The organism is Pantoea sp. C8B4, assembly GCF_051336905.1.
Lineage (GTDB): Bacteria > Pseudomonadota > Gammaproteobacteria > Enterobacterales > Enterobacteriaceae > Pantoea > Pantoea rwandensis_B.
In genome coordinates this window covers 1-22482 of sequence record NZ_JBGMNK010000005.1, presented here as the reverse complement: position 1 = coordinate 22482, position 22482 = coordinate 1, and the positions used below count along the sequence as shown (strand labels likewise).

Genomic DNA, 22482 nt, shown 5'->3' with positions numbered 1-22482 from the left:
CAAAATCCTCATCCACGTAACGTTCGGTTGGCTCAAGTATCGCAACCCGTTGGTTTCTCACGCTGCCGTAATCAGCAAAGCAGCGGCATTTCGTTTCAAAATCTTCTGCCAATCAGCAGGGAAATTCTGCACGCAGCGCGTGGCGGGCGATGGCCGTCAAAGTCTGAATACCGTGCGGGATCAGTGCGTCGTTAAAGTCGTAAGAGGAATGGTGTAAGGGCTGGCTAGGTGCCGACCCGATCCACAGATAGGCGCCCGGTTTTGCCTGCAACATAAAGGCAAAATCTTCTGACGTCAGTGCCGGTTGCCTGGCTTGTTCAGCAGGGATGCCAGCCTCGCGCAATGCCTCCAGCGCCACTTGTGCAGCCCCCGCATGATTGACCGTGGCCGGGTAATAGCGCAGATAGCTCACCTCTGCCTGCAGGCCGTGCGCCGCCGTGACATGTTGCGCCATGTCACGCAAACGACTTTCAATGATGTCCTGCGCCGCTGGGCTGAATGTTCGCACTGTGCCGGTGATACTGGCTTCCGCTGGAATCATGTTGTGGGAGAATCCGCCCTGCATGCGCGTCACCGTGAGCAATCCCGGCTCGCAGGGATCAAGTGCACGCGCCACCAGCGTATTGAGTTGCACCACCAGCTCGCTGGTCGCCAGCAGCGTGTCGCGCGTCAGGTGCGGCTGTGCGGCATGACCGCCGCCACCTTTTACCGTGATATCAAAGCGATCCGCCGCCGCCATGATGGCGCCCGGTCGCGTCTGCACGTCGCCCAGCGGCAGTTCGGGCCAGTTATGCAGGGCAAATACCGCATCGCAAGGAAATCGCTGGAACAGTCCGTCATCGATCATCGCTTTCGCGCCGGCGAGTCCCTCTTCTGCCGGCTGAAAGATAAACACCAGTGTGCCGTCAAAATCACGCTGTTGCGCCAGTTGGATAGCCGCACCTAATAGCATCACCGTATGGCCATCGTGACCGCAGGCGTGGCAGACATTGGCATGCACACTTTTCCATGCCTGGGTGCCGTTATCCTGCATCGGCAGCGCATCCATATCAGCGCGCAGGCCAATGATGCGCGTGCCGTTGCCACGCTTCAGCACGCCTACAACACCGGTTTTTCCCATGCCACGGTGCACTTCAATTCCATGTTCTTGCAGTACCTGCGCCACAATGTCGCTGGTGCGTGTTTCCTGATACCCCAGCTCGGGATGGGCGTGCAGATCCCGTCGCAGAGCGACTAATTGTTCCAGTTCCATCTCAGTATCCCCGTTTGCGATCGATAAGGCCGACCATCGGTTCGCCGCGTTGGTAGCGGCGCAGGTTGTCGAGCAGCGCCGCCACTGCGCTATCGGTTTGCGTCTGGCTGGCAATATGCGGCGTGAGCCAGATGGCAGGATGCTGCCAGAAAGGGTGTTCCGGCGGTAAAGGTTCGGGATCGGTCACATCGAGCACGGCTGCACTCAATTGTCCGCTGGCCAGCGCCGTGAGCAGATCGTCATGATTTAACTGCGGGCCACGCCCCACCTGTACCAGTGCGGCTCCGGCAGGTAACTGCGCAAACAGTTCAGCATTAAGCAAACCGCGTGTGCTGTCAGTCAACGGCAGCAAACACACCAGAATGTCGCTGTGTGCCAGAAACTCAGCCAGTTGCTCGGCGCCATGCCAGCAGCGCACACCCTCGAGTTCACGCGGTGTCCGGCTCCAGCCAGCACAGTCAAAACCTAATGACACCAGCTGCTGCAAAGATGCCTGGCCGAGTTCGCCTAATCCCATGACACCCACCCGCCGCTGATGGGCGGTACGAATCGGATGCGTTTGCCACGTAGCTGCGCGCTGCTGTTGGAAATAGCGCGGCATATCACGATGCAACCCCAGCACGGCAAAGGTGACGTACTCCACCATGCCTTGCGTCAGGCCGGGTTCGATCATGCGCACCACCGGCAAATGGGGTGGCAGTTGGCTTAGATCGAACTGATCGGCCCCCGCGCCCACCGACAGTAGCGCTTTGAGATTAGGGAACGTCGCCATGACATCTTCCGGCGGTTGCCAGGCCACCAGCAGTTCAACCTGTTCTGCGTCACCCACATCCGGCCAGATATGCAACTGCACATCCGGTGCATGCTCAGCCAGCCAGCGCTGCCAGTGGGCTCCACGCGTGGCCTCCGATTTATAAACGATATGCATCAGGCCATCGCCTGGGTCATCAACCCAAACGCCTGCATCTCACCGGCTTGCGGTGACCACGGCGTTCCCAGATACATGGTGGTGGGCGCGTCAACCTTGACCAGCCCCCGTTTTTCCAGCCAGCTCGCCAGCGGTAAAGCCGCATCGGTATCGATGCGCACGAACTCGCCGCGCAAACCCTGCATCAGCGCGGCAATTAACGCCTGTGCCGTCTCGATATCGCGCGCAATCACCGGGCCAATTGCCCAGCCGTGACCAAAGCGGCGCAGACTGGCAAAACCTTGTACCCGCTGCTGCGCGTCCTGCAGCAATACCGTTTGATGATCAGCGATCAGCGTTTGCATCAACTGTGGACGCCACATACCGTGAGCCTGATGGTCTAATTCGGTGAGTAGTTCGACGTCATTCGCCTCGACATTACGCAGCGTCAGACCGGTGGGGATACTCACCGCAGGCACGGCTGCCAGCTCACGTGTCTGGTGCTGCTGGATGCTGCCCGTCACCTTAAAGCCGAGCTTCTCATACAACCCCTGCCCCATTTCCGTCGCATGTAAACGAATCACGGCGTCCGGGAATTTTTCCATCACGGCCAGCATCAGCTGCTTACCAATGCCGCGCCCCTGGCAGGTGGGATTCACCACCACCAGGCCAATGGTTGCGGCGTGTTCACCCCAACGCCAGCCAAAGGCGCTGCCGACAAATTTGCCCTGTTCTTCAGCGACCACGCCTTCACCCAATGCCAACGCCTGCTGCCAGTCTTCACGACGATGCGGCCACTTGAGCTGTTGGGTGATGGCATAGCCGTGTTCAATATCGTCCTGCGTCATGGCGCGTAATGTGATCATCTGCTGCTCCTTTCTTGTAAAACGCCCCCGCGACGTAGCGGCGCAATCTGCTGCGCGAGCGGTTTCGCCATTGAGATGTGCGATTTATCGCATCGCTACGGATGTCGTGATGTTTATTCTGCTTTAAGCACTTCTTCGTGCTCATCCAGCCAACCCTGGCGCAGCTCCGGCACCGCCCGTTTAAGACGCTCGAAGTACAGCTCACTGGTCGGCTTATCATAATCAGCACGTGAAATTTGCGTGACGATGCGGCCTGATTTCATCACCACGATATCATCGCAAACGGCGCGGACCGCATGCATATCATGACTGATAAACAGCACCGACAGCCCCAACTCACGACGCAGTTCGCTGATCAGATCCAGTACGGCGGCGGCGACCACCGTATCTAATGCCGATGTCACTTCATCGCACAGAATCAGATCCGGCTCCGCCGCAAGGGCACGGGCCAGATTCACACGCTGCTTCTGCCCACCGGAGAGCGCCCATGGGCGGCGCCACAACACTGAGCGCGGTAATTTGACAAGGTCCAGTAACTGATGCAAACGACGCTCAAGGTCGGCCCCTTTCAGACCGTGGAACAGCACAAGCGGGCGAGTCAGAATACGTTCCACGCTGTGTGCCGGGTTCAGCGCGGTATCCGCCATCTGGAACACATACTGGATCCGCCGCAGTTCGTTATCCGGGCGTTTATGCATGTCGCCATTGATGTAGTGACCATTAAACAGAATATGACCGTGACTCGGGGCATTAAGCCCCGCAATCGCATGTGCCAACGTGGTTTTACCCGAACCCGACTCGCCGATAATGCCAATCGCTTGCCCTTTCCACAGCTTGAGATTGATATCTTCCAGAATCAGCGTTTTCGGTTTGCCCTCACTATCACGCGGGCCATATCCGGCACTGAGATCGCGCACCTCCATCAGCGGCTGCGCATCAGCCTCTGCGCAGGTCCAGCTGCTTTCTCGCTCTTTCTGGCGTGCAGCATCCATTAACAGTTGGGTATATTCGGCCTGCGGCGCACCAATCAACCGCTCAGTGGTGCCATATTCCGCCATTTTTCCGCGCAGCAGCACCAGAATTCGGTCCGCCATCTGCGCTACCACCGCCAGATCGTGGCTGACATAAATCGCGGTCACACCGCGCTGTGCCACCACACGGCGAAACGCTTTCAGTACTTCAACCTGAGTGGTGACATCCAGTGCCGTGGTCGGCTCGTCGAGGATCACCACATCCGGATCGCCAATCAGTGCCATGGCCGTCATCAGACGTTGCAGCTGTCCGCCAGAGACCTGATGCGGGAAACGGTCGCCAATGGTGTCAGGATTCGGCAATGCCAGCTCGCGAAACAGCGTGATCGCCTTCTCTTTGGCGGCTTTGCGTTTCATGGTGCCATGGATCACCACCGGCTCGATAACCTGGTCGAGAATACGCATCCCCGGGTTGAAGGAAGCTGCCGCACTTTGGGCGATGTAGGCCACTTTGTTGCCGCGAAATTCGCGCAGCTGGCCGGGCGACAGACTACGTACGTCGGTGCCCGCCAGATGAATGTTGCCCTCGGCGATGCGACAGCCGTGGCGCGCATAACCCATCAGCGCCATGGCGATGGTGGTTTTACCCGAACCGGATTCGCCGATCAGCGCCAGCACTTCGCCTTTTTGTACGGTAAAACGGATATCTGAAACCAGATCGATCTCTTCGCCCTTATCCGTCTCGGCGGTGACACGCAGGTTTTCAACGGAGATCACGGGCATGGCTGTATGGGGTGTCACGTTCATGCTCCCTCCTTCGCCAGCGTCAGCGGACGCATCTGCTGCAGGCTGTCAATAAACAGGTTGGCGCCGATGGTTAAACTGGCAATCGCCACTGCCGGCATCAATACCGCAGGTGAGCCGTTAAACAGGCCCTGCAGATTTTCACGCACCAGCGTGCCCCAATCAGCATAAGGTGGTTGCACGCCTAAGCCCAGGAAGCTCAAGCCGCTGAGTAACAGCACGATATAGACAAAACGCAGGCCAAAATCGGTGAGCATCGGATGCACCATATTCGGCAGAATGTCATGGATGGCCACATACCAGCGGCTTTCGCCACGCAGTCGTGAAGCACGGACGTAATCCATATTGCGCAAACTGCTGGCCATGGCGAACGCGATACGGAACGCACCGGGCCAGTAAGTGAAGACAGCAGTCAGAATCAGCATCGGCAGCGACGAACCAAACACGGCCACAATCATCAGCGACAGCACTTTGCCTGGCAGCACCAACATGGCATCGTTAATGCGGCCCAGCAACTCCTCGAGCCAGCGACCGGCCACAGCGGCCAACAGCGCCAGCAAGGTGCCGATTAAACTGGCACCCAGCGCAGCGGTCAACGCCAGACCGATGGAGAATTTCGCACCGTATAAGATGCGGCTGAGGATGTCGCGACCGAGATAATCGGTGCCCAGCAGGTTGTCAGCGGTCATCCCTCCTAGCATCGGGCCACCACCGATATCCTCTACGCTATGCGGCGCCAGTTGATTGCCGAACAGCGCCATCAGTACCCAAAACAGAGAGATCGCCAGGCCAATGCGACCGGAGATCGACAGCGACTGAAAAATTCGTACAGGAAGCAGCAAGCTATTCATCAGCTCCTCCATTTTGGGTTAAAGGCGATAGTCAGGATGTCAGCAATCAGCAGCAGCACCAGATAACAGGCGGCGAACATCATCACGCACAGCTGCACCACCGGTAGATCGCGGTTACTCACGGCATCCACCAGCGCACTGGCGAGACCGGGGTAGCTGAAGATCGACTCAATAATGATCACCCCACCAAACAGGTAAGACAGGCTGAGCGAAATGGCGTTGGCAATCGGTCCCACCGCATTCGGCAGCGCATGACGCAACACGGCACGCAGCGGCGAGACCCCTTTCAGCAACGCCATCTCAAGATACGGGCTGTCGAGCTGATTAATGATCGCCGAACGCGTCATCCGTGCCATCTGCGCCACTAATACGCAGCACAACGTCAGCACCGGCAGTGCGTAAGCTTTCAGATAACTGACGAGATCCATGTCGGGGCTGCCAAACGACATCGCCGAGACCCAATGCAGTTTGACCGCGAAGATCAACACCGCCACGGTGGCCACCAGAAACTCCGGTACCGCCACCGTCGCCATGGTGGCGATCACCAGAAAACGATCCAGTGCTGAACCACGATTCATGGCGGCCAGAATGCCGATCACCAGCGCCAGCGGGACGCAGATTACCGTGGTGATACCCGCCAGTTCCAGCGTGGCAGGAATACGCTGTCCCACCAGTTGCGTCACCGGCAGATGGCTGGCAAACGAGGTGCCAAAGTCACCGTGTAGCATTCCGCCAAGCCAGCTGAAGTAACGCATCAACAACGGCTGGTCCAGCCCCAACTGCTGGCGTAACGCCGCCACCGTTTCCGGCGTGGCGTTTTGCCCCAGGATCATCTGCGCGGCGTCGCCAGGCAGCAGGCTGGTGATAAAAAACACCACCGCCGAGACGATAAGCAAGGTCAGGATGCCCGCACCTGCGCGCCGGGCAATCAGAAACAACATGTATCGATTCATCGGCGTTCTCCTCTGACGGATGACGAATTAGGCTTTCAGCCAGGCGAACTCATGGAAGCGGTAACCCATCATCATGCCGCTTGGCCAGGCTTCGACGCCGCCCACTTTTTTACTGTACCCGTCGAGGGTACTGATAAAGGTGGGGATGATGGTGCCGCAGTGGTCATAGATCAGCTTCTGCATATCGCCATACATCTGTTTGCGCTTGCCCTGATCGCGCTCACCGCGTGCGGCAACGACCAACTGGTCAAACTGATCGTTCTTCCAGCCAGATTCATTGTTGGCCGCGCTCGACATATAGAACTGAGAGAACAGCATATCCAACGTTGGACGCGGGTTGATCGAGCCATAGCCCACCGGATCTTTGGTCCAGTGCGTTGACCAGTAGCCGTCATACGGCACGCGACGTACCTTAACGTTCAGCCCGGTGTTACGTGCCACTTGCTGGATTAACTGGCCCCCTTCCACCGCACCTTCAATGTTGGGTGTGGTGATGATCTCCACCGTTGCCCCTTTCATGCCGGCTTTTTCGATGTGGAATTTGGCTTTTTCGGCATCCAGTGGACGCGGTTTGAGATCGGCGTTAAACAGCGGATGCCACGGCGGCACGGGTGTATCGTTACTGATATCGCCATAACCCTGTAACACGGTTTTCAGCACAATTTCGCGCGGCTGCAGATACTTCATCGCCAGCACGAAATCTTCACTGCTACCCGGCTTCATGTCGGTGCGGATGATCAGGTTGGTGTACATGCCCGCCTTACTTTCCAGCACCGCGAAGTCTTGCGTGGCTTTCAAACGATTACTGTCGGCTGCGCTCAGAGTCGATACGATATGCAAGTCACCCGACATTAGCGCATTGACGCGTGCCGCCTGGTCAGTGACGCCCAGCAGTTCGATTTCGTCGAGATGTGGCAGGCCGGGCTTGTAGTAGTTCGGGTTCTTCACGCCAACAGAGCGTACGCCCGGCGTGAACTCTTTCAATTTGAACGGACCCGTGCCAATGCCTTTGCTGAAGTCTTTGGTGCCATCCTGCACAATCAGGAACGGGGCACTGGCGAGCATATAAGGCACATCAAAGTTGGCGCTGCTCAGCTCCAGTGTGACTTCGTTATCGTTCACCGCCGTGAAGGTTTTGAACTGATCGGCCAGCTTAAAGGCATTGGAAGCCACAGCAGGATCTTTGTGGCGGCTGAGTGAGTAAATGACGTCTTTCGCGGTGAGGGGTTTACCGTCGTGGAACGTGACCCCTTTGCGCAATTTAATGTGCCAGGTGACACCATCCGAAGACTCCACGGATTCCGCCAGCCCCGGTTGAATCGCCAACTTTTGGTCGAGTTCGGTCAGGCCACTGTAAACCATAAACTGGCGGGTGTAGTCACCGCTGTTATTACCTTTGGCAGGATCGAGTGTATCGGTAGCGGAGGCGTTGGACATGGCTGCACGCATCTTGCCGCCTTTCACCGGGGTGTCAGCCGCAAAGCTCATCTGCGGAAAACCTATCAAGCCACTGCTCATGACTGCACCAGCAGACAACAACTTCATCAGGCCACGACGTGACAGAGATCCCTCAGTCAACATACGTGTCAGGGCCGGATTTACAGCGTCAGACTCTTTATCGAATTTACTCATCTGCACACCCTCAATATGAAAAGTTGTTTGTTTTGATAATCGAGCGTCAATCACATCGCCATTAATGTGGCCCCGACCAAACCGGATAGCGCCCGCATGAATGCCAAATCATTGACACCTTAGGATGTGCATTTATGCGCTCCCCTCGAGAGAACCCTCTGGCGCGCATCAATAGCGACCTGAAGAATCCCAGCGTAGAGTGCACATTGATGCGCACCAGACTAACTATCAGGAGAGCCGATCCTTAGCCTTGTAATACAGCCCCGCGAGAGGCAAAAACCAGGGTTTCCCGTGGTAACCTGGCAGCGCAGGCCATGCATCGCGCTGCCAGGGGTTTTCGTTACGTTTTTCTGCCAGTAAATCCGCCATCACCCGCCCCATCCACACCGACATCTGTGTGCCATGGCCGCTGTAACCCAGTGAATAGAACACGCCATCGTGCTCACCCGCATGCGGCAGGCGATCGGACGTCATATCCACCATGCCGCCCCAGCAGTAATCGATGCGCGATTTGCCCAGCTGCGGGAACAGCGCGGTCATCGCGGCGCGCAACACTTCGCCGCTGCGCGTATCCGAGGTCGGATTGCTGACGGCAAAACGTGCGCGCCCCCCAAACACCAGGCGACGATCGGCAGTGGTGCGGAAGTAGTTGCCGATGTTCAGCGAGGTGACGTAGGTGCGATCTTTGGGCAGCACTTGTTCAATCAACGCATCACCCAGCGGTTCAGTCACCACGATAAAGCTGCCTACCGGCACGATGCGGCGCTGGAACCACGGGAATGGCCCTTCATTCGATACGCCGGTGGCCATCATGACTTTTTCCGCGATGATCTCGCCCCTGGCGGTGGTGACGCGATGACGGTAGCCATCCAGACGTGTCAAGCCGGTCACCGCGTGATGCGGAAAGATCTTCGCTCCCGCGCGGGCCGCCGCATTGGCGAGACCCATGCCGAACTTGCCCATATGCATCTGGCCACCGCGTTTTTGCAGTAAGCCACCGTGAAAGGCATCACTACCCACTTCACGGCGAATCTCATCTTTACTGATCAACTCGATTTCCGGGTCAACGGTGTCACGCATCAGTTGCCATGCGCTGCGCAGCCCGGGGAAATGCGACGCTTTGCTGGCGAGCTTGAGCTTGCCGCACAGGCGAAAATCACAATCAATCTGCTCTTCCCGCGCCAGTTGCTGGACATAACTCACGGCGTCGTCAAAAGCACGGTAGAAGCGACTGGCTTGTTCGATCCCCTGGCTGGCCACCAACGAAGCAAAGTTTTGCGACACGCCGGTATTGCAGTGCCCACCGTTACGCGCGGAGGCCTGACTCATCACGTTGCCACTTTCCAGCACCACTACGTTGATACCCTGTCGTGCGAGATTCAGCGCGGTTGAGATGCCGGTAAATCCGCCGCCAATCACCACCACATCCGCAACCGTCGGCAGTGCGCCGCTCGCTGCGCCGGTAAATTCCGGTGCGGTGGCTTGCCAGAATGATTCGAGTTTCATCGCCGCCTCCGGGCTTAGAGTCCAACCACAGCGGGCAGACCGCCGATGTCTTTAATCTCGGTGTATTCATACGCTGGGTTGGCCGGATCGTGACCGCGATTGACCCACACTTTGTTTTTGATGCCCATGTCGTAGCAGGTCATCAGGTCATAGCGCAGGCTCGACGAAACGTGCAGGATCTCTTCCGGACCACAATTCAGCTTGTCCAGCATGTACTCGAAGCCTTTCATCTGTGGCTTGTACGCACCCACTTCTTCCGCGGTGATGGTCATGTGGATCGGTGCACCGAGACGCGGCACATGGTGCGGAATCAAATCGTTCATAGAGTTGGTGAGCAGCACCAGCGGAAACTCTTTTGCCACTTTTGCCAGCCCAGCCGGCACATCGGGGTGCGGTCCCCAGGTGGCGCAATCGGTGTAGATAAAATCACTGTCTGCCTGGCTCCACTGCACGCCCCATTTCTTACAGGTGCGCTGCAGCGCATCGCTCACCACATCGTAGTAAGGCTTCCACGCTCCCAGCACTTCATCGCGGCGATAGATGGCGAAATCGGTGGTGAATGCGAGCATCTCCTGCGGGGATACACGATCCTTAAAGCAGCGTTCAGCCGCTCCCGCCATGTCAAAGTTAATCAGGGTGCCGTAGCAATCAAAGGTGATGAATTTCGGTTTAAACAGTGCCATGACGCGACCTCGTCGTTGTCTGATACGTGAATTTAAAAATCGATTAATACACTCTTCTGGCGCTGACAGGCCTGAAATGCCTGACGTCCCAGATCCTTGCCAATACCGGAGCCAAGAAAGCCTCCAGTAGGAATAATAAAATCACCGGAGCGGCCATAACGGTTGATCCATACAGTGCCAGATTCGATGGCACGCATCGCTCGCATGGCGCGCGGCAGGCTCAGCGTATGCACGCCCGCACACAATCCGTAAGTCTCATGCGCGGCCAGCGCCAGACCTTCCTCTTCGCTGTCGAACTCCTGCACGGTCAGCACCGGGCCAAAAATCTCTTGCTGTACGGCTGGGTTGTCTGCCGCTACACCACACAGCAAGGTCGGTTGCCAGAACCACCCGCCATCGGTGTCGGCAAAACGCTCACCACCCACTAACACTTCCGCGCCCTGCGCTTTGGCTTCAGCAATCACTGATGCCACCTTGTTGCCCTGGCGCTCATCGATCAGCGGCGCATAACGGCTGCTGTCTTGCCAGGTGACACCTGGCTGCGGCTGCTGACACAGCGCCACCAGGCGATCCAGCAGCGGTTGAGCGATGCCACGTTGCACAATTAGGCGAGTACCCGCGACGCATGCCTGTCCTCCGTTGGCGGTGAAGCCGCGCAGGATGCGCTGTGCCAGCACATCGATATCGCCCGCATCATCGAACACCAACTGTGGGCTTTTACCCCCTAACTCCAGCGTGACAGGCTTCATGCCATGCTGTGCTGCGTCACTCATGATGCGAGCGCCCGTCACAGTGGAACCGGTAAACGAGACTTTGCGCACCAGCGGATGAGTGACCAGCGCGCTGCCGGTCACTGCGCCACTGCCCTGCACAATATTCAGAATGCCCGCCGGTAAACCGGCCTGCACCGCCAGTTCTGCCATGCGCACCGTAGAGAAAGGTGTCAGCTCCGAAGGTTTCAGCACCACCGCATTACCTGCTGCCAGTGCTGGGCCGCATTTCCATGACGCCATCGACAACGGGAAATTCCACGGTGTAATCGCGCCAATCACGCCGTACGGCTCCGAAATCAGCATGCCGAGGCTGCTTTCTTGCGTCGGAAATAGATCGCCACTGTATTTGTCTGCGCACTCGGCGTAGAAACGGATAGCTTCTGCAGTGAACGGAATTTCATGCTGTACCACATCGCTGATAGGCCGCGTCGACCCCAACGCTTCGAGCTGAGCCAGTAACGGATCGCTTTCAATCAGATCCGCCCAGCGGCGTAACACTTTGCCACGTTGCCGTGGTGGGCAGCTGCGCCAGCCACTGGTTTTTAGCGCTTCATGAGCCAGGGTGACAGCCCGATCAACATCACTGGCCTGGGCTTCGCTCAGCTCGGCATAGACTTTGCCATCAGACGGCCGTTTTACGGCGAAACGTGCGCCCTGGGTGGTGACATGCTGGCCACCAATATAATGGCCAATTGGGAGAGAAACTTTTTCAGGGTCGAAACTTAACATGGAAAATTCCTTATTTGTTACACCCATCACATGTGCGCCAATTAACGATCTGCACTACATTTATCTGTCACGTTAATAAGCTAATGCAGAAAGTATGCCAGCCCAGTAAAAAATAAAAATGCGTAAAAAACAGCCCAGAAAAATTTTCTGCCGTATTGGAGAGGGAAAATTTGCGGAATTGCCGAAGGAATAAACAGATGATTTACTTCACAAAATTCGTGCATCCCTACGGTGCAGCTCGCACGAAACTTGCACTAAAACGGTGATGAGCCGGAAAAGTATGACGGCGCGCACAAAATAAAACAGCGCCAGGAACCTGAGGCTGCCGGCGCTGATTATGAAATTGATGATGAAAGTCATTATGCGCAATGAATTGCGCGGCTACCTATTTGAAGCGGTACGATTTAACACGCATTGCTGCATTTATAAACTGCCCATATGAAACGTTTTCTGCTCCAGATACTCTTCAATTCCATAGCGCGAACCTTCACGTCCTAATCCGGATAATTTAATTCCGCCAAAGGGGGCCGCATCTAATGAAATCGCACCGGTATTAAAACCGACCATGCCAAATTCTAATGATTCCGCCACGCGCCAGGCTCGGCGTATATTCTCCGTAAAGAAATAAGCGCCCAATCCATAAGGTGTATCATTCGCCATGCGTATCGCTTCCTCTTCCGTGTCGAAAACAAAAAGCGGTGCGACCGGGCCGAAAGTTTCTTCATGCGCAATACGCATACTGCTGGTGACATTACCCAACACGGTCGGCTCAACAAAGGTGCCATTCGCTGCACTGATCCCGCCACGCAGTAAGGTGGCGCCCTGGCTAAGCGCATCATCAATATGACTGTTCACCTTCTCAACAGCGCGATCGTTAATCAGTGGCCCAATCGTGCTACTGGGTTCAAATCCATCCCCCACTTTAAGGGTTGCCACTGCCTCAAGGAGTTTCTCGCTGAAACGCTCATAGATGCCGCGTTGAACCAAAATGCGGTTGGCACAGACGCAAGTCTGCCCGGCATTACGGAATTTACTCGCCATCACACCGGGAATGGTGACATCGAGATCGGCATCATCAAACACTATCAAAGGGGCATTGCCGCCCAGTTCAAGGCTCAGGCGTTTGATGCTGTCGGCACTTTGTTGCATCAGCAACTGGCCGACGCGTGTGGATCCAGTAAAGGAGATTTTGCGTACCGTGCGGCTGGCGGTCAGTGTGCTGCCGATCTCGGTCGGCAATCCGGTGAGCACCTGGAGCACGCCAGAGGGAAAACCTGCCCGCTCTGCCAGCACTGCCAGGGCCAGAGCCGACAGCGGCGTCAGCTCAGAAGGTTTCACTATGATCGGGCAACCGGCGGCCAGCGCAGGTGCCACTTTGCGGGTAATCATCGCAATCGGGAAATTCCACGGTGTGATCGCGGCGGCCACGCCAACGGGCTGTTTCAGAACCAGAATGCGGCGGTCTTCGCTGGGCGCCGGAATGGTGTCGCCATAGATGCGGCGCGCCTCTTCAGCGAACCACTTCACAAAGCTGGCGCCGTATAATACCTCGCCTTTCGCTTCTGCCAGCGGCTTGCCCTGCTCGGCGGTCATGATGATCGCCAGATCGTCCGCATTATCGAGAATCAGCTGATGCCACTTATCCAACAGCGCGGCGCGCGATGCATTCGGGGTTTTGCCCCAGCTAACGCGCACCGACTCGGCATAATCTATCGCCTGCTCGGTTTCGGCTGCACCCAGTGCCGGAATAGTAGCAATCTGCTGTTGAGTAGAGGGATCGATGACCGGCAGCGTGGCGCCCGCGTGGGCGTCCTGCCAACGTCCACCAAACAGCGCCTGCTGGCGCAACAGTTCTGCATCTTTTAATTGAATCCGCGACATTTTCATCCCCTTTATCCTGTTCATTTCACTGTAACGTGGCGCAGCAGTGCAGGATGTTTTTCTACGGGGTGGAAACTGGGCTGGGATGCGTTTTAGGGCGACAAAAGAAATTTTATGCTGCACCGAATGCGTCATCAATTACGGTGCGGTTTGTGGCAAGATGCGCATGAATGCGTCGTCGTTTACGGTGCGGTTTGTGGCCAGGTGCGCATGAATGCGCACCCTACGGGGAATGTTGGGTCACCCTTCATGGCGACCTGTGGCTTAAATCTGGAAATCGATAGCGGGTTCAGACTCCGTTTCATAGGAGAGCGCCTGACGCTTAATCTCTTCCAGCGACAGATTGGCATTACACAGTTCCAGAAACTGCCAGACGTAATTGCGTTGCAACTGGCCGCGCTTCAATCCCAGCCATACGGTGTTGGCATCAAACAGATGGTGAGTGTCAATTTTCACCAAATCTTCACCCTCATAGATGTCACATGCCTGATCAGCCAGAATGCCGACGCCGAGACCCAGCTCAACATAGGTTTTCACGACGTCAGAATCCTGCGCGCTGAGCACAATGTCCGGCTTAAGGCCCGCCGCCTGGAACGCGCGGTCAACACGCGAGCGACCCGTGATCCCCTGACGATAGGTGATCAATGGATGGCGACTCAGGCTAGCCAGCGTGATCGGCTGATGCTGTAACAGTTCATGGTCGTGTGGCACCAATAACGAGTGGTGCCAGCTAAACCACGGGAATGCCGCGAGGCTGCTGTTGTTCACCAGTTGCTCGGAGGCAATACCAATATCAGCTTCACCCGCCAGCAGCATGGCCACAATTTCCTGCGGCGAACCCTGATTGAGTTCAAGACGAACATTAGGATAGAGCTGTCGGAATGCTTTGATCACACGCGGCAGACTATAGCGGGCCTGCGTATGCGTGGTGGCAATCGTCAGCACGCCGCTGGTTTCATTGGTAAACACATCCGCCAGGCGACGTACTTTGCCTGCTTCATCAAGAATGCGTTCAGCAATGGTTAACAGCGCCTTGCCCGGTTCCGTCATGCCCAGCAATCGCTTGCCGCGACGAATGAAAATCTCGACGCCGAGTTCATCTTCCAGATCGCGAATATGGCGGCTGACCCCAGATTGTGAGGTAAACAGCGTGTTCGCCACTTCTGTCAGGTTGAATTCGCAACGTGCTGCTTCACGTATAATTTTAAGTTGCTGGAAATTCACACCCTTTTCTCCTGTTCCCTGCCCTGTTTCGTCCATGTTATGAAGTTGGTGTCATTGCAGGAAATAATAAAAAACGGTGTGTTATGCGGAATAGTAATAAGGGGGGGTGATATCCCGACGCGTTTGCGGGTGTTTAACCGTGAAGGGTTTACCCCAGCCGGAGATAGCTGGGGTAAAGAAGAAGGGATTAACCGACCAACATCAACTCGCGTTCTTCCGTCATCGGCTTATTCAGCAGTGACAGCAGGATGTTTTTCACTGCCTGCGCGGAAGGTGACAGTGGCAGGCGCGCAGAGATATTCAGCGAGAGCGGCAGATTCAGCGATGGGCTGTTAATACGAGCCATCCACGCGTGAGTTGAACTCACCAGGGCGCGAGCCGCTGATTCCGGCAGAACGGTCACTCCCATACCGCTGGAAACCGCGGCGGTCAGGGTTGAGATTGACTCGATTTCACCGATGATTTTTGCGCTCAGACGACGCAGAGAGAAAGCTTCATCAACACGCTTGCGCACCGCGCTGTAGTCACGCGGCAGGAACAAATTCATCTGCGCCACGTCGGCGAGATCAACGGTAGCGCCCGGGCATGCGGTCGCGCCAACCAGATACAACTCTTCTTTCATTAATGGAATGCTGTTAATGCCGGCTGTCGGAGCACGGTCATACAGCACCGCCATATCCAACTGACCGTTCATCACTTTTTCATTTAAAGAGGTGCCGCTGTTCTCATGCAGATACACCAGTACATCCGGGAATTGTTCACGCACCGTTTGCAGCAGCGGCATCGTCAGCGAAGAAGCGGCGGTGCCCGGTGCCAGACCAATTGATACCTGGCCATTTAACGCCTGGCCCGCGTTGATGACGGCCGTTTGCGCCTGTTCGCACTGGCGCAGAATAGTACGAGCATGAGCATAAAGAATTTTGCCCGCCTCGGTTGGCGTTACGCCACGTTTGGTGCGAATCAGCAACTGCTGATCGAGTTCGTTTTCCAGCGTCGCAACTTGCTGGCTAAGCGCAGGCTGCGCGATGTGCAGCACTTCTGCTGCCTGAGTCAGGCTGCCGATATCGACGATTTTTACAAAGTACTTCAGTCGTCTTAAATTCATATTGCCTCCGTCAATCCCCGAATAACCCGTTTGGGTGTCTCAGCCTGCTGGCTTGTGTTCATGAAGTTGCAATATGCAGGCCAGGTTTATTCGAAGCGTGAAAAAGCAGTGCCAGAATATTCCTAACGGCACGGAAAATAAGCCTTTCTGATTACCTCTTAAGAGTTAATAAGCTGAGCGCATGACGCAGAGTGATTAAAAACGAATCAGAATGCACCACCATGGTGCGTAAATTGCGTGGCAGATGTGCAAAAAAGTGATGACCCAAAGCGTTGTAGTGGTGCAGAAGTCGCAGAAAGTGACCAAAAACGGTCAGAACGAAAGCAAACGCGGGGAAAGGAACAGGATCAACCAGTGGGAAAACTTATTGTGAGGCAAGGCAGCTAAAGCGTGACAGGACTCAAGAAGCGGAGTTTTGATTTAAGCACGCTCAAGGCGATATGTTCACTCATTCGCGGTGTAAAACTGAAAAGACCGTTCAGCCAGGGGGATATAGATAGCGGATGGAGATGAATGCAAAAATGTATTGTTTTACACCCTACTCAAAGCAGATACGCTAAGTCATTCGCGCTGTAACAAGGCGGCAAGATTGTTCATCCCCGGTAACATAGGCCACTATGTGACCGGGGTGAACAAGCGTAGCCAACGCAGTTACAGCGCGAAGGACGACGCGTATCAGCGTTTTTTGCGGTTGCGATGCATATCGATGGAGACTGCGGCAACAATAATGATGCCTTTAATGATGTCCTGCACGTAAGCATCCACACCGACGAAGGTGAATCCACTCTTAATCAGACCCAGAATCACCGCACCAATCAGCGTGCCGGTAATACGGCCCACGCCACCCATCAGGCTGCTACCGCCGATAACGGCTGCGGCAATCGCATCCAGCTCGTATGCCATACCCATACTTGACTGGCCGCTGCTCACACGCGCCGCCAGCACCACACCCGCCAGACCAGAGAGCGCACCGGCAATGGTATAGACGATGATCAGGTATTTATTAACGTTAATCCCTGACACTTTGGCCGAGGTCATGTTGCCGCCAATGGCATACACATACTTACCGTAACGCGTATGCTTCAGGGCGATATGGAACAGGAAGGCCACCACCAGGAAGATAATCACCGGCATTGCACCCTGGCCGATGGAGGTAAAACCATCTGACAGGAAGCTAATCGGGTTACCTTGCGTGTAGTACTGCGCCAGACCACGCGCTGACACCATCATGCCCAGTGTCGCGATAAATGGCGGGATACCGGTTTTGGTAATCAGGAAACCGTTCATTACCCCGCACAGCAGACCTACGCCGATCCCCGCCACAATCGGAATGACTGCGGGCAGGTTAACCAGAGAAGGATACATCGGTGTCAGGCTGTCAGAGGTTTGTGCCAGGCTGGCCGCCACCACCGCGGTCAGTGCAATCACCGAACCAGACGACAGGTCAATCCCCGTGGTGATGATGACTTGCGTCACGCCCACCGCGATAATGCCGATGATCGCCACCTGTAACACAATTAAAACCAGACGGTTGGTGTTGAGCAGGAAAGATTGGTCACGTACGTACCAGCCTGCAATTTCAAAGATTAGGGCAATACCTAACATCACCACAAAGATGCCGGTATCTTTTGGCAGCTTATGGCGCAGATTGCCAAAGAAGGATGTCGATTCCGCGGCCTGCGGGGCCGTAATTTTTACGTTGCTCATAGATGTCTCGCGCCTCACTCGGATGCCAACGACAAAATGGTTTCCTGATTGGCCTCTTCTTTATCGAGGATGCCAGTTATACGTCCGCCGTGCATAACCATCACGCGGTCGCTCATGCCCAGAATTTCCGGCAACTCAGACGAGACCATAATGATGGCCACGCCACGGTTCGCCAGTTCGCTGATTAAGCGGTAAATCTCGGCTTTTGCCCCGACGTCAATACCGCGCGTCGGTTCATCGAGGATCAGAATCTTCGGTTGCGCCAGCAGCCAGCGCGCAATCAACACCTTCTGCTGATTACCGCCACTGAGGTTGTTGATGATCTGATCCATGGTCGGCGTTTTAATATTGAGCTTGCGGATCTGCTCCATGCAGTCCTGCGCCATCTTCATGTGGCTAACGAAACCGGCTTTACTGACATAATCCGGCATGTTGACGATGCTCATGTTCTCCATCACCGACAACACCAGGAATAAGCCGGACTTTTTACGGTCCTCGGTCAGGAACGCCATGCCCTTCTCTATCGCCGTGGAAGGCGAATCAATTTTGACCGGTACGCCATCGATCAGCACTTCGCCGCTGTCGAAGCTTTCCATACCGAACAAACTTTCCATTACCTCACTGCGCCCCGCCCCGACCAGGCCGGCAACGCCGAGGATTTCACCCTTGCGTACCGTGAAGTTGATATCGGTGAAACGGTCTTTACAGGTGAGGTTGCGCACCGTCAGCACTTCTTCCCCGATCTCACCATTGAATTTCGGGAACAGCTGCGTCAGTTCACGGCCCACCATCTGGGTAATTAATGACTGACGAGTAAATTCAGAGGTGCTATTGCTGCCCACCCATGTTCCGTCACGGAAGATGCTGATCTCATCGGTGATGGTAAAGATTTCATCCATCTTGTGGCTGATATAGATGATGGCTTTACCCTGTGCACGCAGGTCGCGGATAATGGTGAACAGATGCGCCACTTCGGTTTCCGTCAGTGCCGAGGTCGGTTCGTCCATAATCACAATGTCGGAGTTCCACGACACCGCTTTGGCAATTTCCACCATCTGCTGAGCCGCGATACTCAGCTCGCCAACCATACGATCGGCTTTTAAACGGATATTAAGTTTGTTGAGTAATTCCTGCGTTTGCTTGTTCAGCAACGCGTGGTCAACAAAGCCGTACTTCATCGGTTCGCGACCGAGCCAGATGTTCTCAGCCACAGTCATGTAAGGCACCAGATTCAGTTCCTGGTGGATCATGGAAATGCCAGAACGCAGCGCATCCATGGTGTCCTGAAACTGCACCGGCTCCCCTTTAATGCGAATGGTGCCCTTATCGGGACGATACATCCCGATAAGGCATTTCATTAAAGTGGATTTGCCCGCGCCATTTTCACCCATCAGGGCATGTACCGACCCCGGTTTAATGCGTAGTGAGACATTGTCGAGTGCCTTCACTCCGGGGAAGAACTTGCTGATGCCTTCGGCTTCAAGCGCAAAAGCGGTCATACATCACCTCCGTACGGCTGAGTCGGGAACGATTATTTCTGGTTACGAGATTCGAACTGCGCCATGTTGTCTTTGGTGATCAGCTGGTAAGGGATGTTAATCACCTTCTCCACTTTCTCGCCTTTCGCCAGTTTCACAGCAGTCTGTACGGCGCCTTCACCCTGACCTTTAGCATCCTGGAATACAGTGGCGACCATCTTGCCGTTTTTCAGCATCTGCAATGCATCCGGCGTACCATCCACGCCCGCAATCAGGATGTGGTTCGGGTTTTTACCCAGCGCCTGCAGCGCACCGATCGCCATTTCATCGTTGTTAGACGCAATCGCCTGAATGTCATCGCCTGCGGTCATCCAGTTGCTCACGACGTCGACCGCGTCGTTACGGGTGAATTTCGCGGTCTGTTTCTGAACCACTTTGATGCCCGGGTATTTAGCCACTACCGCTTCAACACCTTTGGTGCGGTCGCGGGTGGATTCGTTAGCCAGATCGCCCATCAAAATGGCGACGTTGCCTTTACCGTTCATCGCTTTTGCCAGCGCTTCCATTTGCAGACGGCCCGCCAGCTCGGAGTCAGAGCCGACGTAAGCCATTTTGTCGGTCAATTCACCTGCCGGTTTGCGGTTAACGAAGATCAGTGGCACACCTGCTTTAGAAGCCGCATCCATCAGCGGTTTAACCGCATTGGTATCCACCGGGTTAACGATGATGGCGTCAACGCCCTGACCGATGAAGTTCTGAATTTGTTGCAGCTGCTGGGAAACGTCGCCTTTCGCATCCTCGACCTGACCTTGAACACCATCTTTGGTCATCTCTTTCTGCATCGCGGTACGCAGAATGGTCAGGAAGTTATCGTCAAACAGCGCCATAGAGACGCCCACCTGAAGGTCTTTTGCCATAACAGCGGCAGGTAACATGCAAGCTAACAGGGAAGTCACTAACGCTTTTTTGAATTTCATAGGTAACCCTTCTTATTCGTTAACATGCTCAGTTGGGCTGATACGACGAATGAAAAATATTTTTTACATTCACTCAACGGCACTGGCGTTATTTATCTGGTTGTAGAGGTAAGGCTTCTGGTCTAACGCTATCGTTTCGGTACTGCTCTTTCCTGCAACTATCTACTTATCAAAAGGTTATTTTCAAAATGCTGTTTCAGACTTCAAAACTGATTTCACCCGTGATGATAAGCAGTTCATTTGTTTCATCTGATCAGCATTTGAAATTTTCATCATAAAAGCACTGAAATGATTGTTTTAAAATCGGCAAATAACAAAACTTTGACATGCATCTAACATCTCAAAGGAAATGCGCTTAAAGTGAGATCTTGCTGGCAGTTTGAAATCTGAACGTTCAAGGCAGAAAAACAGCATTCCGCTGCTTTTACGCGCACTTAAACCAGAAGTGTGCGATAGGGCTTTGACAACAGGGATCGGCATCGCTAATATGCGCCTCGTTCACACGATTCCTCTGTAGTTCAGTCGGTAGAACGGCGGACTGTTAATCCGTATGTCACTGGTTCGAGTCCAGTCAGAGGAGCCATATTTAGAGAAGCCCGCTCAGGGAAACCTGAGCGGGCTTTTTGTTTTCAAAAAAGCTCGCTAGTTACGGATACGAGGCAACCCTTTTAACTGGTGAAAAAGTACGGATGTCTAATGAGCAGGGAAATCTCCCCCTGCCAGCTCCTGCTCCAGCTGTTCTATACTGGGTAAACTGGTTTGCAATTCCACTGGCAGCGATTCAACTAACTTGTATTCAGCAATACCCATTGGCTGGGACTTATCTCCTAAGGCATATTCGGCAACCACTTTGTTTTTACTCTTACAGAGCAAAAGACCAATAGTCGGGTTGTCCTGTTCGTTTTTCACCTGTCGATCCACCGCTGTCAGGTAGAATCCCAATTGCCCAAGATGCTCAGGTTTGAACTTACCGCCTTTAAGTTCGATTACCACATAGCAACGCAGTTTGAGATGATAGAACAGCAGATCGATAAAGAACTCGTCACCGCCTACGTCTAGCAGCACCTGACGCCCGACAAAGGCAAAGCCTGCGCCCAACTCCAGCAGAAACTCGGTCACATGCTTTACCAACGCGTTTTCCACTTCAAGTTCCTGTGCTTCCTCAGTTAGCCCGAGGAAATCGAAACGGTAAGGATCTTTCAATGACTCACGCGCCAGGTCAGACTGCGCCTGAGGCAGACTGAGATCGAAGTTAGTTACTGCGCTACCGCTACGTTGCAGCAAACCGGTTTCGATTTGCATCACCAATATGTTACGCGACCAGTTATGTTCGATGGCTCTGGCGGCATACCAGCGGCGTTCCTCCTGGCTGTTAAGTTTGTCCAGCAGGGCTAGCTGATGGTACCAGGGTAATTGTGCAAGCACCGCTTGCACAAATTCCGCTTCGGGCCAGGCTTCGGCAAAAGCGCGCATATACTTGAGGTTACGCGGTGAGAATCCCTTCATTTCGGGAAAGGCTGTGCGCAAATCATGCGCCAGCCGTTCAATGACCTTGGCCCCCCAGCCTTGATCAGCCTGACGAGTCAGGATGTCTCGACCTATCTGCCAATATAACCCAACTAGTTCTTGGTTAACCGCCAACGAAGCACGCTGCTGGGCTCTGTGAATACGCCCTTTCAGGTCAGTTAACCAGTTAGCGTAATCGCTGGGCATTGGGGTCAGTGAAGCCGGATGCTCTGGGGTCATTCGTTATCTCCGTTTTAAGTTTCACTACCTAAACCAGCAATTAGCTAGTGAGCAGATTTTGCAACAGGCAGCGTTTTCGCTTTCTGAGCTTTTCTTGTAGCGAACTATCTTGCTGAAATTGTGCCGAAAATCAATTATACAGCGCATAAATTAATTTCCTTATTAATATTTGGAACTGATAAGTGAAAAATTTTAAATATACCTGACTGGGTTACGAGAAATACTTACCGCTACATAGCAAGGCTATACCACACTTTGCCACTTACTAATAAATCATTAACTAATTTATAAAAATATTAACCTTTAATGGTTGACAAAAAACCTTAACATGTCACGCCAACACCACATAAATTAACAATACTCAAACTCATAATACCGTCAAAAAATGAAATGAATTTCAAGAATTAAAATTAAATAAAAATTGATTTATTTTGTAA

Annotated in this window: 17 protein-coding genes and 1 tRNA gene; 1 reads left to right on the top strand and 17 read right to left on the bottom strand. The window is 54.4% G+C overall.

Annotation, left to right across the window (positions count from 1 at the left end; all coding sequences use genetic code 11):
- Positions 1-112 precede the first annotated feature (112 nt).
- The 16 genes from ACCW76_RS07995 to ACCW76_RS07920 form a co-directional block, all read right to left on the bottom strand.
- Positions 113-1246: a M20 aminoacylase family protein gene (locus ACCW76_RS07995; protein WP_436338384.1), complete on the bottom strand. Its 1134-nt coding sequence runs from the start codon at positions 1244-1246 to the stop codon at positions 113-115.
- Positions 1247-1253: 7 nt separating this feature from the next.
- Entirely contained in the window at positions 1254-2180 is a 927-nt protein-coding gene (locus ACCW76_RS07990; protein WP_436338239.1) for a 2-hydroxyacid dehydrogenase, read from the bottom strand.
- A complete protein-coding gene (locus ACCW76_RS07985; protein WP_436338238.1) occupies positions 2180-3025 on the bottom strand; it encodes a GNAT family N-acetyltransferase in 846 nt (281 codons plus the stop codon). The genes ACCW76_RS07990 and ACCW76_RS07985 overlap by 1 nt, the downstream gene beginning before the upstream one ends.
- A 113-nt stretch (positions 3026-3138) precedes the next feature.
- Positions 3139-4803, bottom strand: a complete 1665-nt coding sequence (locus ACCW76_RS07980; RefSeq protein ID WP_436338237.1) for an ABC transporter ATP-binding protein — start codon at positions 4801-4803, stop codon at positions 3139-3141.
- Positions 4800-5651 (bottom strand): ABC transporter permease, encoded by an 852-nt coding sequence (locus ACCW76_RS07975; RefSeq protein WP_045815180.1) that lies wholly within the window; start codon positions 5649-5651, stop codon positions 4800-4802. The genes ACCW76_RS07980 and ACCW76_RS07975 overlap by 4 nt, the downstream gene beginning before the upstream one ends.
- Positions 5651-6604 carry an ABC transporter permease gene (locus ACCW76_RS07970; protein WP_038646208.1) on the bottom strand — a complete coding sequence of 318 codons (954 nt, stop codon included), beginning with the start codon at positions 6602-6604 and terminating at the stop codon, positions 5651-5653. Before ACCW76_RS07970 ends, ACCW76_RS07975 begins: the two co-directional genes overlap by 1 nt.
- Before the next feature lie 27 nt (positions 6605-6631).
- The gene (locus tag ACCW76_RS07965; protein ID WP_436338235.1) at positions 6632-8236 is read right to left on the bottom strand and encodes an ABC transporter substrate-binding protein; all 1605 of its coding nucleotides are present in this window, start codon (positions 8234-8236) and stop codon (positions 6632-6634) included.
- 228 nt (positions 8237-8464) lie between these two features.
- Positions 8465-9742 (bottom strand): NAD(P)/FAD-dependent oxidoreductase, encoded by a 1278-nt coding sequence (locus ACCW76_RS07960; protein ID WP_436338233.1) that lies wholly within the window; start codon positions 9740-9742, stop codon positions 8465-8467.
- 14 nt (positions 9743-9756) lie between these two features.
- Positions 9757-10425 carry a haloacid dehalogenase type II gene (locus ACCW76_RS07955; RefSeq protein WP_038646202.1) on the bottom strand — a complete coding sequence of 223 codons (669 nt, stop codon included), beginning with the start codon at positions 10423-10425 and terminating at the stop codon, positions 9757-9759.
- Positions 10426-10457: 32 nt separating this feature from the next.
- Positions 10458-11927 carry an aldehyde dehydrogenase family protein gene (locus ACCW76_RS07950; protein ID WP_045832268.1) on the bottom strand — a complete coding sequence of 490 codons (1470 nt, stop codon included), beginning with the start codon at positions 11925-11927 and terminating at the stop codon, positions 10458-10460.
- 423 nt (positions 11928-12350) lie between these two features.
- Positions 12351-13808: an NAD-dependent succinate-semialdehyde dehydrogenase gene (locus tag ACCW76_RS07945; protein ID WP_160868087.1), complete on the bottom strand. Its 1458-nt coding sequence runs from the start codon at positions 13806-13808 to the stop codon at positions 12351-12353.
- 264 nt (positions 13809-14072) lie between these two features.
- On the bottom strand, positions 14073-15032 hold the full coding sequence (gene cbl / locus ACCW76_RS07940; protein WP_045832269.1) for an HTH-type transcriptional regulator Cbl: 960 nt from the start codon (positions 15030-15032) through the stop codon (positions 14073-14075).
- 187 nt (positions 15033-15219) lie between these two features.
- Positions 15220-16137 (bottom strand): nitrogen assimilation transcriptional regulator NAC, encoded by a 918-nt coding sequence (gene nac / locus ACCW76_RS07935; protein ID WP_034824624.1) that lies wholly within the window; start codon positions 16135-16137, stop codon positions 15220-15222.
- A gap of 675 nt (positions 16138-16812) precedes the next feature.
- Positions 16813-17844: an ABC transporter permease gene (locus tag ACCW76_RS07930; protein WP_038646197.1), complete on the bottom strand. Its 1032-nt coding sequence runs from the start codon at positions 17842-17844 to the stop codon at positions 16813-16815.
- A gap of 14 nt (positions 17845-17858) precedes the next feature.
- The gene (locus ACCW76_RS07925) at positions 17859-19343 is read right to left on the bottom strand and encodes a sugar ABC transporter ATP-binding protein (RefSeq protein ID WP_034824628.1); all 1485 of its coding nucleotides are present in this window, start codon (positions 19341-19343) and stop codon (positions 17859-17861) included.
- A gap of 32 nt (positions 19344-19375) precedes the next feature.
- The gene (locus ACCW76_RS07920; protein ID WP_436338231.1) at positions 19376-20299 is read right to left on the bottom strand and encodes a sugar ABC transporter substrate-binding protein; all 924 of its coding nucleotides are present in this window, start codon (positions 20297-20299) and stop codon (positions 19376-19378) included.
- Positions 20300-20806: 507 nt separating this feature from the next.
- Here ACCW76_RS07920 and ACCW76_RS07915 point away from each other — a divergent pair.
- A tRNA-Asn gene (locus ACCW76_RS07915) sits at positions 20807-20882 on the top strand.
- A gap of 110 nt (positions 20883-20992) precedes the next feature.
- Here ACCW76_RS07915 and ACCW76_RS07910 read toward each other — a convergent pair.
- On the bottom strand, positions 20993-22045 hold the full coding sequence (locus ACCW76_RS07910) for a PDDEXK nuclease domain-containing protein (RefSeq protein WP_436338230.1): 1053 nt from the start codon (positions 22043-22045) through the stop codon (positions 20993-20995).
- Positions 22046-22482 lie beyond the last annotated feature (437 nt).